Source organism: Brucella sp. NBRC 12950, assembly GCF_030268145.1.
Classification (GTDB): domain Bacteria; phylum Pseudomonadota; class Alphaproteobacteria; order Rhizobiales; family Rhizobiaceae; genus Brucella.
On record NZ_BSQC01000013.1, the window covers coordinates 128,220 to 144,353 of the forward strand.

Sequence of the window (16,134 nt, forward strand, 5' to 3'; positions counted from 1 at the left end):
GTCACGCCCTCCCCGCGCTTTGATGGCTGTTTAGATTCCCGGATTTTCCTCCAGAAGACCTTCGACAAATTCGAAAAGTCCCGGACGCCGATCACGGCGCAAACGCTCGGCAACGATGATGCCTTTGATGCCCGCATAGGAGCGCTGAAGGTCTTCATTGATGACTATATAGTCGTATTTTACCCATTTCTGGATTTCGAATCGTGCGTTCTGCAAGCGGGTTTCGATCACATCAGCCGTGTCTTCCGCACGGCGGTTGAGGCGGTTCTGCAGCTCACGCATGGTAGGCGGCAGAATGAAGATCGACACCACATCGGCAGGCATCTTGGCTTGGAGCTGTTCAGCACCCTGCCAATCAATGTCGAACAGCATGTCCTGACCGTCTGCCAGCGCTTCCTCAGCGGTCTGGCGCAACGTGCCGTAGAAGTTGCCATGCACTTCCGCCCATTCGATCAGCTCGTCATTGTCACGCAGCCGCTCAAATTCACGCTTGGTGATGAAGTGGTAATGCACGCCATCGATTTCGCTTGGGCGGCGCTCACGCGTGGTAACGGAGATCGATAGCGAGAGCTTCATATCCGGATCGCCGAGCAGCTGTCGCGCGATTGTGGATTTTCCGGCACCCGACGGTGACGAAATCACCACCATCAAGCCTCTGCGTGCAATGCCATTTTCGACCGAAGAGATGGCCATTTTCCGTTACTCCAGATTCTGTACCTGTTCGCGAAACTGATCGACGACTGCTTTCAGCTCAAGGCCGATTGCGGTGATCGACGCTGCATTCGACTTCGAACACAGCGTATTGGCTTCGCGATTAAATTCCTGTGAAAGAAAGTCAAGCTTACGCCCTGCCGGACCGCCATCGGAAAGCAGCTTGCGGGCAGAAGCGACATGGGTTTCCAGCCGGTCCAGCTCTTCCTGAATGTCCGCCTTGGTCGCAAGGAAGGCCGCTTCCTGATAAAGCCGCGTTTCATCAAGATCGCGTCCGGTTTCCATGAGTAGAGCGACCTGTCCGGCCAGCTTTGTGCGGATAGCATCGACACTGCGCGACGGATCGTTCCGCGCTTCAAGTGTCAGACGCTCAATCGTATCGACATGGCCGGAAAGGATCGTGAAAAGCGATTGGCCTTCGTGAGCGCGCGCTTCGGCAATGGATTTCAATGCGCCTTCAAAAGCCACAACTACCGCTGTTTCAAGCCCTGCGCGTGAATTGTCGTCTTCGCTGACTTGCGCCTGATCGATAATGCCACGCAGCGAGAGAATGCCATCAACGCTTGCTGGCTGAAGACCGTGTCGGGCCTGCAGCTCCGCACCAAGTTTCAGAACTTCATCAAGCATTGCTTGATTGATGGTGAAACCCGCCTGGGCTTCTGCACGTTCGACTGTCAGACTTGCCTGAAAATTTCCGCGCGAAAAATAACGCGCCAAAAGTGACCGAACCGGGTGCTCAGCACCTTCCAGACCTTGCGGCAAGCGCAAACGCAGGTCCAGGCCCTTGCCGTTGACCGAGCGTACTTCCCACACGATCCGTGCTTCGTTATCCGCTGCACCATACTGTATCGCGTGGCGCGCAAACCCTGTCATACTCTGGAGCGCCATGTGCACCTTTCTTTACCAACAACTAGCATGCGAAGTAAAACCGCCCATTACTGGGCGGTGTTTTGCTGCTGTAGCTGGTTCTTTTCTTGCTCAACCGCGCGCCATTTGCGCACATTGGCATTGTGTTCGGCCAAGGTCTTGGCAAAAACATGCCCGCCAGTACCATCAGCCACAAAATAAAGGTCTTCAGTATCAAGCGGATTGGCCACAGCCTCAAGTGCTGCGCGACCCGGATTGGCAATTGGTGTCGGCGGAAGACCATTGATTACATAAGTGTTGTATGGCGTTGGCTTCTCGATATCTGATTTGAAGATCGGGCGATCAGAAGGCTTACCAGCACCACCGAAGAGGCCGTAAATGATAGTCGGATCGGACTGAATACGCATACCCTTGTTGAGACGGTTCACAAAAACCGAAGCCACATGCGGACGTTCCGATGCGATACCTGTTTCTTTCTCAACGATAGAAGCAAGCGTCACGAACTCATTCTTGTCCTTGACCGGCAGATCAGCGCGACGTTTCGCCCAAGTATCGTCAATCAACTTCTGCTGTGAAGCGATCATACGATTAATGATTTCTTCGCGTGTCGAGCCGCGTGTGAAGTTGAGCGTGTCGGTGAATAGACCACCTTCGGGAGGCATGTTCTTTGGCATATCGCCAACCAAAATTGGATCGGCAGAGATACGGTCGAACACCTGTTTGACAGTCAGGCCTTCCGGAATTGTCAGCGGGTACATGATCGACTTGCCACTGATGAGAATATTCATCACGTCGCGCATGGTCGAGCCAGCAGGGATCGCATATTCGCCAGCCTTGAGATCATTCTCATGGCCGTAAGCACGCATACCGTAGCGGAAGATACGTGCGTCGCTGACGATTTCACGGCCTTCGAGGCTGTTCGAAACTTCTGAAACGCCAGCGCCACGCTTCACAAGGAATGTGGTTTCAGCAGTCAGAGGCCCTTGAGAGTCAAATTGTAGCTTGCCGAAGTAAAACAGGGCCGATGCACCGAGCAAAACCAGCACGATCAGTGACAGCATGAAATTCATGAAGACGACGATCTGGCTTCGTGCATGGCGCGAACGCTTGCGCGGCGGTGGCGTACCCGGTTCAGGGCGCAGAGCCTCTGAAGCAGATTTCGGCACGAAAGGCTTAGCTGCGGCCTGTTCGGACACCACAGCACCTTGCGGCTGCTGCTCTGCAGGGTTGGCTCCGGGCTTTTCTTCTGAACTCACTCCATCACCTCGTCCTGAGACCCGCGCGAGACGGCATACAAATCAACCAAATATTTGTGAAGCACACTAACCACAAAAAGCAGGTTTAAACATCGCATCGGGTTATATTTTGGCAAAAACGCGGAGAAATCCCCGCGTTTTTAAATAGATCGACTTTTGCTTAGGCTACCACTCAGGAATAGCGACGCAGAATCAACGAAGCATTGGTGCCGCCGAAACCGAAAGAGTTCGACAACGCGATATCGATTTTGCGTTCGCGCGCTTTGTGCGGAACGAGATCGATCTTGGTTTCAACCGCTGGATTGTCCAGATTAAGCGTTGGCGGAGCGATATTGTCGCGAATAGCAAGCGTTGAGAAGATTGCTTCCGCTGCACCAGCCGCGCCGAGTAAATGCCCGATTGACGACTTTGTCGAAGACATGGAGACCTTCGAGGCCGCATCGCCAACAACACGTTCGACTGCACCCAACTCAATGGTATCAGCCATGGTCGAAGTGCCATGCGCATTGATGTAATCGATCTGGTCCGGAGTGATTTCAGCGCGCTTCAAAGCTGCAACCATGCAGCGCTCTGCGCCTTCACCGCTTTCAGTCGGAGCGGTGATATGGAAAGCATCACCTGACAAACCGTAGCCGATGACTTCAGCGTAGATCTTTGCGCCACGCGCAAGAGCGTGTTCCAGCTCTTCAAGAACCACAACGCCTGCACCCTCACCCATGACGAAACCGTCGCGATCATTGTCATAAGGACGGGAAGCTGCGGTTGGATCGTCATTGCGCTTGGTGGACAGAGCCTTACAAGCAGCGAAGCCTGCCAGCGAAATGCGGCTGACCGGCGATTCCGTACCACCGGCAACCATGACGTCGGCATCGCCAAAGGCAATCAAACGGGCAGCATCGCCAATGGCGTGCGTTCCGGTTGCGCAGGCAGTTACCACGGAGTGGTTCGGGCCGCGAAGTCCATGTTTGATCGAAACATGGCCGGAAGCCAGATTGATCAAACGGCCGGGAATGAAGAATGGCGAAATACGACGCGGACCCTTATCACGCAGCGTGTAGCCCGCTTCGACGATGCCTTCGATGCCACCGATACCGGAGCCGATCAGAACGCCAGTGCGTACCTGATCTTCATCGCTTTCAGGATGCCAGTTGGCATCGTCCAGAGCCTGATCGGCTGCGCCAACAGCATAGACGATGAACGGATCAACTTTGCGCTGTTCCTTGGGCTCCATATGGAGATCGGGGTTGAATGTGCCGTTGGAGCCATCGCCGATCGGAATACGGCAGGCAATCTGGCAGGCCAGATCGTCAACTTCAAATTCCGTGATGCGGCGAGCACCGCTTTCACCGGCAACAAGACGCTTCCAGGTCTCTTCGACACCGCTTGCAAGCGGAGACACCAGACCAAGACCGGTGATGACGACACGCCTCATATCCACCCCTTAGATTTGATAAACTTCGTTGGAGACATCCCGCAGGCGAATAGCGCCTCATACGGTCGATGCTCAATCTTGCTACCGGATTGCTTTTCGCATGTGGCCTGTGTTTGGCCAGAACCGGTTATGTTCGTTCGTGTCTCCAAGCAGAAGACAAGTAGGGCCGGGATTGCAAGAATCCCAGCCCCAAAAGCTCAGATTAGGCGGATGCCTTATCGATGAACTTCACAGCGTCGCCGACCGTGAGGATCGTTTCTGCAGCGTCGTCAGGAATTTCAACGCCGAATTCTTCTTCGAAAGCCATGACCAGCTCGACGGTGTCGAGGCTGTCTGCACCAAGATCATCAATGAAGCTTGCGCCTTCGGTGACCTTGTCGGCATCTACACCCAGATGCTCAACAACGATTTTCTTGACGCGCTCTGCGGTATCGCTCATGTCGGAACCTCGACCTGTTGTTAGTTTGCTCTGCCTTGGTTAGCGGCATGCATGATTGTAATCAAGTTATAAGATGCCTGCCAAGTTTCGAGTTTACTCGCCTGACAGTCACCCTGTGGATATTCCTTGCGGAACAGGATAACGACATCTCGCAACCGAAATGCCGAAACTCTCGTCGGGCGCATTACCATGCTTCTTGAGCAAGGCAAAGCGCATTTTAGTTTTCACAGTCCGACTTTAAGCCTTTATATACCGTAAAATAGTGACCTCAAAGCCTGTAAAGGGCTTTTAGATCATAGCCATACCGCCATTGATGTGCAGTGTCTGGCCAGTCACATATGCGGCTTCATCGCTTGCCAGGTAAACAACCGCAGCAGCAATATCACCACCAGCGCCCATACGCTTCATCGGGATGCTGCCCATGATTGCTTCCTTCTGCTTCTCGTTCAGCTTGTCGGTCATCGCCGATTCGATGAAGCCCGGAGCAATACAGTTAACTGTAACGTTACGGCTTGCAATTTCCTGGGCCAGCGACTTTGAGAAGCCGATTAGGCCCGCTTTGGACGCGCAATAGTTTGCCTGACCTGGATTACCGGTTACGCCAACAATCGACGTAATATTGATAATACGGCCATTGCGGCGGCGCATCATCGGATGGGTCAGCTCACGCGTCAGGTTGAACACCGAGGTCAGGTTGACATTGAGAACCGCATCCCAATCTTCGTCGCTCATGCGTACGAACAGGCCATCACGGGTAATGCCGGCATTATTGACGAGAATATCAATACCGCCCATTTCTTCTTCCGCCTTCTGGCCAAGAGCCTTGACGGCTTCGCGGTCAGACAGGTTTGCCGGGAAAATGAACGTACGATCACCGAGTTCAGCAGCGAGCTCTTTCAGCTTTTCTTCACGCGTACCATGAAGGCCGACGATTGCGCCCTGCGCATGAAGAGCGCGAGCAATCGCTTCGCCCAGACCGCCGGTCGCACCGGTTACGAGAGCCTTGCGGCCAGTCAGATCAAACATTCCAGATCCTCTTATGCATTAAGCGCAGCAAGAGCTGCATCGATTTCTTCGGCCGAACCAACAGTTACGCCAATCACATCTTTAGAGATGCGACGCGCAAGACCGGTCAGAACCTTGCCTGAACCTACTTCATAAAGCGTGGTTACGCCATTGGCTGCAAACCATTCAACAGTTTCCCGCCAACGCACCTGCCCCGTGACTTGCTCGACCAGCAGATCAGCGATCTCATTGGCATCCGTGACAGGCGCCGCACGCACATTGGCAATCAGCGGCACAACCGGATTGTGCTTCTCAACCTGAGCCAGCGCTTCACGCATAGCTTCCGCAGCAGGAGCCATCAGCGTCGAATGGAACGGTGCGGAGACGGGCAACATGATCGCACGCTTGGCACCTTTTTCGGAAGCAAGCGAAGCCGCCAGTTCAACAGCCGCTTTTGAACCAGAAATGACGAGCTGACCGCCTCCATTGTCATTTGCTATCTGAACCGAGCCGGAGGCCTTTGCTTCTGCACAGATGGCTTCAACATCGCTGTGCTCGAGGCCGATAATGGCAGCCATTGCGCCTTCACCGACCGGAACAGCCTTCTGCATGGCGTTACCGCGAATGCGCAAAAGGCGGGCAGTATCTGCAAGCGAGAAAGTGCCCGCTGCGCACAGCGCCGAATATTCGCCAAGCGAATGGCCCGCAACGTAGGCGACTTTGTCCTTCAGCGAAAAGCCGCGCGCTTCCATGACGCGCAGCGTGGCAATCGAAACAGCCATAAGAGCTGGTTGTGCATTGGCCGTCAGCGTCAGAACATCTTCCGGACCTTCAAACATGGTCGCGGAGAGCTTTTCGCCCAGTGCTGCGTCTACTTCCTCGAAAACAGCGCGTGCTTCAGCGAACTGTTCCGCCAAGGCTTTGCCCATGCCAACTGCCTGGCTGCCCTGTCCGGGAAAGGTAAATGCTACCGCCATGAATGCCTCTTTTTATATAACAATTTCACGCGATGTGCCCCAGCATGGGTTGAAAAGTCAAGTATTTGTGGATTTTTGCCAGTCGCAACGCTTGCAAAGCAGGGGAAAAACACGTAATAGGCGCCCGTTCGTTGCTGGCATTAGCTGGGGGCTGAACGGAGGAGCATGTCTTCCTCACCGTTAAAAGTGAGAATGCATGTGGAAGTCGTAAGTGCTTCTGCCTCCCGTGTCTCCGCTCTCGATTGTCTTTACCCAAGCGTCCTTTCTTCCCGGTTTTCCGGTTCTAAGAGAAGTCGCAGAGGCTTAGCCGTTAGTGCCAGCGTGATGCAACAGAAGAAAGGCAAAGCCAATGGCTCTTTATGAACATGTGCTTCTTGCCCGCCAGGACATCTCCCAGCAGCAGGTCGACGCTCTCGTCGAACAGTACAAGGGTGTCCTCGAAGCTAATGGCGGCAAGGTCGGTAAGGTTGAAAACTGGGGTCTTCGTCCCCTCACCTACCGCATCAAGAAGAATCGCAAGGCGTATTACACGCTCGTAAACATTGAAGCTCCGGCAGCAGCCGTTGCTGAAATGGAACGCCAGATGCGCATCAACGAAGACGTTCTTCGTTTCATGACCGTTCGCGTTGAAGAACACGAAGAAGGTCAGTCGGCTATGCTTTCGCGCCGCGACGATCGTCGTGAACGCGATGGTGATGACCGCGGCCCACGTCGTCCACGTGAAGGCGGTTTCGACCGTGGCGATCGCGGTGATCGCGGCCCACGTCGCCCACGCGACAACGAAGCTGGTGAAGGAGCATAATCATGGTTGATATCAATCAGATCCCGACCCGTCGTCCTTTCCATCGTCGTCGTAAGACGTGCCCTTTCTCCGGCGCAAACGCACCGAAGATCGACTACAAGGACATCAAGCTTCTGCAGCGTTACATTTCGGAACGCGGCAAAATCGTTCCTTCGCGTATTACGGCTGTCAGCCAGAAGAAGCAGCGTGAACTCGCCAAGGCGATCAAGCGCGCTCGTTTCCTCGGCCTGCTTCCATACGTTGTGAAGTAAGACTTTTTGGGAGGCGACACTTCGCCTCCCATTTTCCTCCACTGCGATGGGCGCAACGGAGTGTAATTAAAACCCAAGTTGAGGCGAAGCCCTTGTGCCGTCTCTAACTGCAGAACCGGAATAGCCGGAGCAGGACAGCGAGTTTATGAAGTTTAACGGAACCATCATTGGAGTCGGCATATTGGCGGGGCTTGCCTCGGCATTGATGTCGTCTGGCGTCATTGCTCAATCGGGCATGGCGGTGGTTCTGTATTTCCTGACGCCGTTACCAATTTTTGTTGCCGCCCTTGGTTGGGGTTCGAGCGCAGGGCTTGTTGCCGCTGCAGCCGCCACCATTGCGATCGGCGTGTTTGCAGCCCCCATGGCAGCAGTGCTGATGGCACTAACAAGCTATGTGCCCGCTGCAACAGGCGCGTATCTTTCGGGCCTCGCACGTCCGGCTTCCGAACTCGGCGGGCCTAAAGACGTCATGGTCTGGTATCCGCTTTCGGACATTGTTTTCCGTCTCGCGCTGATGGTTGCTGTCAGCTTCATCATAATTGGTTTCATTCTGGGTTTCGGGCCGGATATGGCTCGCGAGCTGGCTAATACGCTGATCGATCGTCTGGCTGAGGCTGATCCACAGTTCACACCTAGCGATGAAATGCGCCAGAGCGTTACGGCTCTTCTGATGGTAGCATTGCCTGCGGTTCAGCCTGCAACCTGCCTTGCCATTCTGGTCGGTAATCTCTATCTGGCTCTGCGCCTTACAGCTCTTTCTGGCCGTTTACGCCGTCCGCGTGATGACTGGCCCGCGACCATGCGTATGCCGCGTCCAGCATTGCTCGTTTTTGCGGTAGCGCTCGCAGTAGCGTTTCTGCCGGGTGGAGCTGGCCTGATTGCAACGGTAGTTGTTGGAGCATTGAGCTTCGGCTTCATGATTGCAGGTCTTGCAACATTCCACATGCGCACGCGTGGAAAAGCCTGGCGCCCAGTGGTGCTGTGGCTCGTCTATGTGGCGATTATCCTCTTCGCATTCTTGCTTTTTGTCTTCATGGTTTTTGGTCTTTTCGATACATCGCGCGGTGCGCCGATCTCAAAAATGCCAGATGCCAACAACCAATAAACATATTGAAACACTCGAAAGGAAACTCAAATGGACGTTATTCTTCTGGAACGCATCGCTCGCCTCGGTCAGATGGGCGACACTGTTAAGGTCAAGGACGGCTTTGCCCGTAATTTCCTTCTGCCGCAGGGCAAGGCTCTTCGTGCCAACGAAGCCAACAAGAAGAAGTTTGAAGGCCAGCGCGCACAGCTCGAAGCTCAGAACCTTGAGCGCAAGAACGAAGCTGAAGCAGTTGCTGCAAAGCTCAACGGCGAATCATTCATCGTTGTTCGTTCGGCTGGTGAAACCGGTCAGCTCTACGGTTCGGTTTCGACCCGCGACATCGCTGACATCATCACTGCAAACGGCTTCAACCTGCACCGCAACCAGGTTGAACTGAACCAGCCAATCAAGGCAATTGGCCTGCACGAAGTTTCGATTTCGCTGCATCCAGAAGTTCAGGTCAGCGTTACTGTCAACATCGCACGTTCGACCGAAGAAGCTGAACGTCAGGCAAAGGGTGAAGACCTCACCTCTATCGAAGCTATCTACGGCATCGAAGAAGCTCCGCTTGCTGAAGAAATCTTCGACGAAGACGAAGAAGCAGAAGACCAGGCTTAATTTAGCCGTCTATCATCCGAGAAATGCCAGCCTCTTTGGCTGGCATTCCCATGGTGGTAAACTTTATATGATCATGCCCGGCGGTCTCCGTCGGGCATTTTCTCTTTTCAGATCGGCAAAAGTGCCTATTCTTCATTTTAGTATTGGATTGGAGAGGGTGCTGACGGAAACGTCCGCGTTTGCTCAGGCGAAAAGCCAGAGGCCGGCCAAAGACTGACTGACCAAATGGGAATTGCCTGAAAATCTGATGACAGCGCGGCTTTTATAAAGGCAACGGGCCGCCTGCCATGCAATCGCATGGATGTTTGCACCTGCTCTAATCTCAACAAGGAGATGGGGCCGATGTATGGAATGCTGCGTACTGTTCTTTCGCATATGATCAAAACTGGGGACCTCACGGTTACCGATTCTGATGGGACTGCCAATCAGTATGGAGACAAGACCGGCGAGCCGGTTCATATCCGTTTTAATACTCGACATGCTGAACGCGCCGTAGCGCTCGACCCTGAATTGAAGCTTGCCGAATGCTTCATGGATGGCGAAATTGATTTTCTCCACGGCGATATTTACACATTGTTGAAAGTGGTTTTCGAAAACACGGGACCAATAGCCGCCACCGAGCCTTGGATGAAGGCAGCTGGCAAATTCCGCGTGCTGTTTCGGCGTTTCCAGCAGATGAACAATCTGGCTCGCTCATCAAGCAATGTGAAAAGCCATTACGACCTTTCAGGCGCGCTTTACGATCTGTTCCTTGATCCGGACAAGCAATATTCCTGCGCTTACTTTGAAACACCCAATACGACGCTCGCTGAGGCACAACTCGCGAAGAAGCGCCATATCGCAGCGAAACTTCTCGTCAATGAAGGCGACAAAATTCTGGATATTGGCTGCGGTTGGGGCGGCATGGGGCTTTATCTCGCCCGTTATCTCAAAGCCAATGTGACCGGTGTCACGCTTTCAGAAGAACAGCACGCTATCGCCAACAAACGCGCAGCCGAAGAAGATCTTGCGGACCGCGCCAAGTTTCAGCTGACAGATTATCGCAATATCGATGACCAGTTCGACCGGCTTGTCTCAGTAGGAATGTTCGAGCATGTCGGCGTCGGACATTTCGCTGAATATTTTCAACATGCGGCGCGCTTGCTGAAAAAAGACGGCGTCTTCCTGCTTCACGCTATTGGCCGCGCCGATGGCCCTGGCGCAACCAACCCATTCATCCGCAAGTATATTTTCCCGGGTGGTTATATCCCTGCCCTCTCCGAGGTGTTGCCGCATATCGAGAAAGCAGGGCTTTATGTCACTGACATTGAAATCTTGCGGCTTCATTATGCCGAAACGCTTAAAGAATGGCGTCTTGCGTTTATGGCTCGACGCGAGGAAGCCAAAGCTCTTTACGACGAACGTTTCTGCCGAATGTGGGAATTTTACCTCGCAGCTTCTGAGAGCGCATTCCGTTGGCAGAACATGATGGTGTTCCATATTCAGATTGCACATAAGCAGGAAGCCGTGCCGCTAACACGCAATTACATTGAGGCTGAGGAAAAGCGACTCAAGCGGCTCGACAGCGCGCCAAAAGGTGCCAACAGCGAGACACAAGCACCCAAAAAAAGGGCCAAAGCTCAATAGTGCTGACATACAAAGAAAAGGGCTGTGTGAACATTCACACAGCCCTTTATGCTTATTCAGCTTTAGGAACACCAGCTTCCCATTTATCCCAATGGGTCGTGATTTCATCGACGACCGGGGCGCCGACGAGGTAGATATTCTTGACTGTTTCGGCAAACCCGCCGGCGGTTTCGCCCGGCGCCGGATCAAGGTGCTGCAACGTCGTTTCGTTTGGATTGCCCTGATCGAAGTTCACGGCCCCACGTAGGCTGAGAATACGATCCGTGCCGAACTGGCGCTTGATGACGAGGGTGATCGAAGCAGCTTCCATTTCGGTGATCAAATAGTCGTCAGCGCCGTAAAGCTTTGCAATGTATTGCGCTTCTTTCGACAATCCCGGACCATGAAAGAAAGTATCACCCGTCATATGAGTGCCTTCCTTCAAAGACGGTGCTGATTGTGCAGCTTTGTCCGGATAACGCATCCGATAGGCCTGCGCTTCCTTCGAATCCTCAAGCTTCACGTCTTTGCCGAGACGCATGGCGGCAGCGACAAGATCAGGGTTGAGCTTGAAGACGCGATAGTCTTCATAACCTTTGCGCGGCATGAAGACCGGCTCGCCTGCCTTGCCTTCTTCCGGGGCCCAGCGGTGCCCAAGGTCATAATCAACAAGCCATGTCGCCCAGCTCACATCGCCAATCGTACCGCGTGAAGGTGGCGTACCGGCAACACCCGACAGGACGTAATAGCTTTTCGAGAAGTCAAAAGCCGGGTCGAGAAGAATAGCCTGCATACTGGCAGATGAGTTCACCTTGCCCATGCCAAGCACTGCGCCGCAAACACCATCATCGTTACAATAGACGGGCTTCAATGCGCCTTTCACTTCGATAGGCTTGGCATCTTTCCAATAGCGCTCATACCAGTTTTGAAATTCACCTGCGCGATCGCCGCTGTTCTCGCCGATCTCGAACATTGCAGCGATGAAGACCTTAACCTTGATCGGTTCAGCAGCTGCCGCAGGAAAAGACAGAAATGACAACGAAGCGATGGCCGCCAGCCACGCCGGTATGAAACGAGAATGCATAAAAGAATCCCTCTGAGCTTGTTTCGGGTTTCGTAGCAGCAGCCATTCTGCATCACAACAGACGTCAAGTCCCGGTGCAAAAGATTGAACCGTGAACTGTGGATGCCTGTGAATCATGGTATAGCTTGTAACTTCCAGCAGGAATCACCTTGAGGCTGCGTTGCGTTTAGCTTCACATCAGAGCTAGCTGGAGAGATCAGGGACAGGACTAGAGAATCATGGCGGAAGCGGCGGTACGCAAACTTGACGATGCGCGCGATCAAAAAGAGACGCTTTATCGGGAAGCACCCCACAACATTGAAGCAGAGCAGGCGCTTTTGGGCGCTATCCTCATCAACAACGACGCCTTTTATCGCGTTTCAGACTTTCTGAAACCGACCCATTTCTTCGAGCCCTTGCATCGCCGTATCTACGAGATCTCCACGGATCTTATCCGCGTCGGCAAGATGGCTAATCCTGTCACCATGAAAACTTTCTTGCCCAATGAGGGCAAGATCGGTGATTTGACTGTATTCCAGTATGTCGCGCGTCTCGCCACCGAAGCCGTGACCATCATCAATGCCGAAGATTATGGCCGTGCGATCTATGATCTTGCAACGCGACGCGCTTTGATTGGCATTGGCGAAGATATGGTCAACGTCGCTTATGACGCGCCGGTTGATAATGCGCCGCAGGAACAGATCGAAGACGCCGAGCGCCGTCTGTTCGAACTTGCAGAAACGGGCCGTTATGATGGTGGTTTTCAGGCGTTCAAGGATGCCGTTACCACCGCCGTTGATATGGCGAACGCCGCTTTCATGCGCGACGGCCACCTTTCTGGTGTGTCCACGGGCATTCATACGCTTGATGGCAAAATGGGTGGTTTGCAGCCTTCCGACTTGATCATTCTTGCAGGTCGTCCGGGTATGGGTAAGACCTCGCTTGCTACGAACATCGCTTTCAACATCGCCAATGCCTATGAAGCCGAGCAGCAGGCCGACGGCACGATGAAGGCAATCAATGGCGGTGTTGTTGGCTTCTTCTCACTCGAAATGTCGGCAGAGCAGCTCGCGACCCGTATCATTTCTGAGCAAACGGAAGTGTCTTCCTCGAAGATTCGTCGCGGTGATATTACTGAATCGGATTTTGAAAAGCTGGTCGCCTGCTCACAGCATATGCAGAAGATCCCGCTTTATATCGATCAGACCGGTGGTATCTCAATTGCGCAGCTGGCAGCGCGTGCGCGTCGCCTGAAGCGCCAGCGCGGTCTCGACGTTCTGGTCATCGACTACGTTCAGCTGATGACTGGTTCCTCAAAAGCTTCCGCACAGAACCGCGTGCAGGAAATCACCGAAATTACCACGGGTCTCAAAGCGCTTGGTAAGGAACTCAATGTTCCCATCATCGCGCTATCACAGCTTTCACGTCAGGTGGAAAGCCGTGACGACAAGCGCCCCCAGCTCTCCGATCTTCGTGAATCGGGTTCGATCGAGCAGGACGCCGACGTGGTACTTTTCGTGTTCCGTGAGGAATATTACGTTAAGAACCTCGAGCCTCGCGATGAGTTCGACCCTAAGTATGAAGAGTGGAAACAGCACTTTGAAAAAGTAAAAGGTACTGCTGACGTTATTGTTGCCAAGCAGCGTCACGGACCAACGGGTACGGTCAAACTCGCCTTCCAGGCCGAGTTCACGCGATTTGCAGATTTGGCCGAGGGATCTTATATCCCGGAGCAGTATGAATAAATCGAATGTTCCTTTTGGTCGCAATTCCGAACGGAAAACCGCTAAGCACTTTTCCTGGAATTGCTTGTATCCCGGAGCAATATGAATAGTTTTTCTAATCTTAGAGAGCGTGCTTGATGGCCAAAGCACGCATTCAGTTCATCTGCCAGAATTGCGGCGCGGTTCATACGCGCTGGGCTGGCAAGTGCGACGGCTGCGGCGAGTGGAATACACTCGTCGAAGAAGGCACCAATAGTGGCATTGGCTCCGGCCCTGGCTCCATGCTTTCAAAGCGCAAAGGCCGCGCCGTTGCCCTCACATCTTTGTCTGGCGAAATCGAAGATGCGCCGCGCATCATTTCCGGTATCAGCGAACTTGATCGCGTAACTGGCGGTGGCTTCGTCCGTGGCTCGGCTATCCTGATTGGTGGCGATCCCGGCATCGGCAAGTCAACGCTGTTGACACAAGCGGCGGCAGCTCTCGCCAATCGCGGGCACCGAATCGTCTATGTATCCGGCGAAGAAGCCGTCGCGCAGATAAGACTGCGTGCGCAACGTTTAGGCGTTGCGTCTTCTTCGGTAGAACTGGCTGCAGAAACCAATGTCGAAGACATTCTTGCCACCGTTTCTGATGGCAAGCGACCTGATCTCGTTATAATTGACTCAATCCAGACGCTCTGGACAGACATGGCAGATTCCGCACCCGGTACAGTGACGCAGGTGCGTTCCTCTGCTCAAGCAATGATCCGCTATGCGAAGCAGACAGGTGCTGCGGTTGTCCTCGTTGGCCACGTCACCAAAGAAGGGCAGATCGCCGGCCCGCGCGTGGTTGAACACATGGTCGATGGCGTTCTCTATTTTGAAGGTGAAGGCGGACACCAGTACCGCATTCTACGCACGGTCAAGAACCGTTTCGGCCCGACCGATGAAATCGGCGTTTTTGAGATGTCGGATGGCGGCTTGCGCGAAGTCTCCAATCCCTCTGAACTGTTCCTTGGTGAGCGCAACGAAAAGTCGCCTGGAGCTGCTGTTTTTGCAGGCATGGAAGGCACGCGCCCGGTTCTGGTCGAGATACAGGCACTCGTGTCCCCCTCTTCGCTCGGTACACCGCGCCGTGCGGTTGTGGGCTGGGATGGAAGCCGTCTCGCGATGATTTTGGCGGTTCTCGAATCACATTGCGGCGTGCGTTTTGGCCAGCATGATGTCTATCTCAATGTGGCGGGTGGCTATCGCATCAGTGAGCCAGCGGCGGATATTGCCGTGGCTGCGGCGCTTGTTTCATCCATTGCAGGTATTGCCCTGCCCGCAGATAGCGTTTATTTCGGCGAAATCAGCCTTTCTGGTGCTGTTCGTGCGGTTTCGCATGCAGTACAGAGACTGAAGGAAGCCGAAAAGCTCGGTTTCCGGCAATCAGTAGTGCCGGGCGGAAGCAGCGAACTCTGGAAAGACCGCAACTTCGGCCTCGTAGAAACTACGGCGCTACCCGATCTTGTTGCGCGTATCGCTGCATCGGGACCGGGTAAGAAGTAAGTTTCATCTGCGACCATAAGGTTGCAGATCATTGAATTTAATGAGATTTAATAGCGGAAGGTTTCGTCAACTTTCCGCTGTTATGCTCAGCCAAGTTTGACTGCCCCGCAGGCGAAAAAGCCACGCTGCGTATAAATTAAGGACAGGCCAGAATGCCGATTACGTTACTTGATGGAATTCTACTCGGAATAACGCTGGTTTCGGCCGTTCTTGCGATGGTCCGTGGTTTTTCGCGTGAAGTGCTTTCGCTGGTCTCATGGGCCGCAGCCGCCGCCGCTGCGTATCTTTTCTATAAGCCGGTTCTGCCGTACCTCCAGCCCTATATCAACAACGAAACAATCGCGAAGATTGCAGCCGCCGGTGCGGTTTTCCTCGTGGTTCTGATCGTTGTTTCGCTGATCACCATGAAGATCGCTGATTTCATCATCGACAGTCGCATCGGTGCACTCGATCGGACGCTCGGCTTCTTGTTCGGCGCTGCACGCGGTGTTCTTCTCGTTGTTGTCGCGATGTTGTTCTTCAACTGGCTGGTGCCAACCGGCCAACCTGCATGGGTGAGCAACGCAAAATCCAAGCCAATGCTTGATTCCTTTGGCCAGCAGCTGATCGATCTTTTGCCTGCGGACCCAGAAGCGGCCATCAAGCAGTTTAAGCCAGGCCAGGAAGGTCAGGCACCTGCAACCGGCCAGCCAAGTGGCCAGACAGGCGATCAGACGGAAGCACCTGTACCGGACGATACACCGGCTGCAAACTGATCTTGAACCACCT

Annotated in this window: 16 protein-coding genes; 8 read left to right on the forward strand and 8 right to left on the reverse strand. The window is 53.8% G+C overall.

What is annotated here, in order from left to right; translation table 11 throughout:
• Positions 1–30 precede the first annotated feature (30 nt).
• From gmk to fabD, 7 genes are all read right to left on the reverse strand, one after another.
• Entirely contained in the window at positions 31–693 is a 663-nt protein-coding gene (gene gmk / locus QSJ70_RS20730; RefSeq protein ID WP_113487201.1) for a guanylate kinase, read from the reverse strand.
• A 6-nt stretch (positions 694–699) separates the two neighbouring features.
• Complete coding sequence (locus QSJ70_RS20735; RefSeq protein WP_215776076.1) at positions 700–1,599, reverse strand: YicC/YloC family endoribonuclease; 900 nt, start codon at positions 1,597–1,599, stop codon at positions 700–702.
• A 47-nt stretch (positions 1,600–1,646) separates the two neighbouring features.
• Positions 1,647–2,834 (reverse strand): endolytic transglycosylase MltG, encoded by a 1,188-nt coding sequence (gene mltG / locus QSJ70_RS20740; RefSeq protein ID WP_007873999.1) that lies wholly within the window; start codon positions 2,832–2,834, stop codon positions 1,647–1,649.
• A gap of 172 nt (positions 2,835–3,006) precedes the next feature.
• On the reverse strand, positions 3,007–4,266 hold the full coding sequence (gene fabF, locus QSJ70_RS20745; protein ID WP_064320276.1) for a beta-ketoacyl-ACP synthase II: 1,260 nt from the start codon (positions 4,264–4,266) through the stop codon (positions 3,007–3,009).
• Positions 4,267–4,468: 202 nt separating this feature from the next.
• On the reverse strand, positions 4,469–4,705 hold the full coding sequence (locus QSJ70_RS20750; RefSeq protein ID WP_002963616.1) for an acyl carrier protein: 237 nt from the start codon (positions 4,703–4,705) through the stop codon (positions 4,469–4,471).
• A gap of 288 nt (positions 4,706–4,993) precedes the next feature.
• Positions 4,994–5,731 carry a 3-oxoacyl-[acyl-carrier-protein] reductase gene (fabG, locus tag QSJ70_RS20755; protein ID WP_007873823.1) on the reverse strand — a complete coding sequence of 246 codons (738 nt, stop codon included), beginning with the start codon at positions 5,729–5,731 and terminating at the stop codon, positions 4,994–4,996.
• Between the two features lie 11 nt (positions 5,732–5,742).
• A complete protein-coding gene (fabD, locus tag QSJ70_RS20760) occupies positions 5,743–6,687 on the reverse strand; it encodes an ACP S-malonyltransferase (protein WP_285539228.1) in 945 nt (314 codons plus the stop codon).
• 349 nt (positions 6,688–7,036) lie between these two features.
• Here fabD and rpsF point away from each other — a divergent pair, with 349 nt between their 5' ends.
• From rpsF to QSJ70_RS20785, 5 genes are all read left to right on the forward strand, one after another.
• Positions 7,037–7,489 carry a 30S ribosomal protein S6 gene (rpsF, locus tag QSJ70_RS20765; protein ID WP_007873819.1) on the forward strand — a complete coding sequence of 151 codons (453 nt, stop codon included), beginning with the start codon at positions 7,037–7,039 and terminating at the stop codon, positions 7,487–7,489.
• 2 nt (positions 7,490–7,491) lie between these two features.
• Positions 7,492–7,740 (forward strand): 30S ribosomal protein S18, encoded by a 249-nt coding sequence (gene rpsR / locus QSJ70_RS20770; protein ID WP_006466219.1) that lies wholly within the window; start codon positions 7,492–7,494, stop codon positions 7,738–7,740.
• 145 nt (positions 7,741–7,885) lie between these two features.
• Positions 7,886–8,845, forward strand: coding sequence for a DUF2232 domain-containing protein (locus QSJ70_RS20775; RefSeq protein WP_007873814.1), 960 nt, complete (start codon positions 7,886–7,888; stop codon positions 8,843–8,845).
• A gap of 30 nt (positions 8,846–8,875) precedes the next feature.
• Positions 8,876–9,445 (forward strand): 50S ribosomal protein L9, encoded by a 570-nt coding sequence (gene rplI / locus QSJ70_RS20780; protein WP_064320273.1) that lies wholly within the window; start codon positions 8,876–8,878, stop codon positions 9,443–9,445.
• A gap of 342 nt (positions 9,446–9,787) precedes the next feature.
• Complete coding sequence (locus QSJ70_RS20785) at positions 9,788–11,071, forward strand: cyclopropane fatty acid synthase (RefSeq protein WP_231193816.1); 1,284 nt, start codon at positions 9,788–9,790, stop codon at positions 11,069–11,071.
• Positions 11,072–11,123: 52 nt separating this feature from the next.
• On the opposite strand, the gene QSJ70_RS20790 is transcribed toward QSJ70_RS20785, so the two are convergent.
• On the reverse strand, positions 11,124–12,134 hold the full coding sequence (locus QSJ70_RS20790; RefSeq protein ID WP_285539239.1) for a purine-nucleoside phosphorylase: 1,011 nt from the start codon (positions 12,132–12,134) through the stop codon (positions 11,124–11,126).
• A gap of 218 nt (positions 12,135–12,352) precedes the next feature.
• Here QSJ70_RS20790 and QSJ70_RS20795 point away from each other — a divergent pair, with 218 nt between their 5' ends.
• From QSJ70_RS20795 to QSJ70_RS20805, 3 genes are all read left to right on the forward strand, one after another.
• Positions 12,353–13,858: a replicative DNA helicase gene (locus QSJ70_RS20795; protein ID WP_007873804.1), complete on the forward strand. Its 1,506-nt coding sequence runs from the start codon at positions 12,353–12,355 to the stop codon at positions 13,856–13,858.
• A 116-nt stretch (positions 13,859–13,974) separates the two neighbouring features.
• Complete coding sequence (radA, locus tag QSJ70_RS20800; RefSeq protein WP_007873802.1) at positions 13,975–15,366, forward strand: DNA repair protein RadA; 1,392 nt, start codon at positions 13,975–13,977, stop codon at positions 15,364–15,366.
• 152 nt (positions 15,367–15,518) lie between these two features.
• The gene (locus tag QSJ70_RS20805; protein ID WP_007873801.1) at positions 15,519–16,121 is read left to right on the forward strand and encodes a CvpA family protein; all 603 of its coding nucleotides are present in this window, start codon (positions 15,519–15,521) and stop codon (positions 16,119–16,121) included.
• Positions 16,122–16,134: the final 13 nt, after the last annotated feature.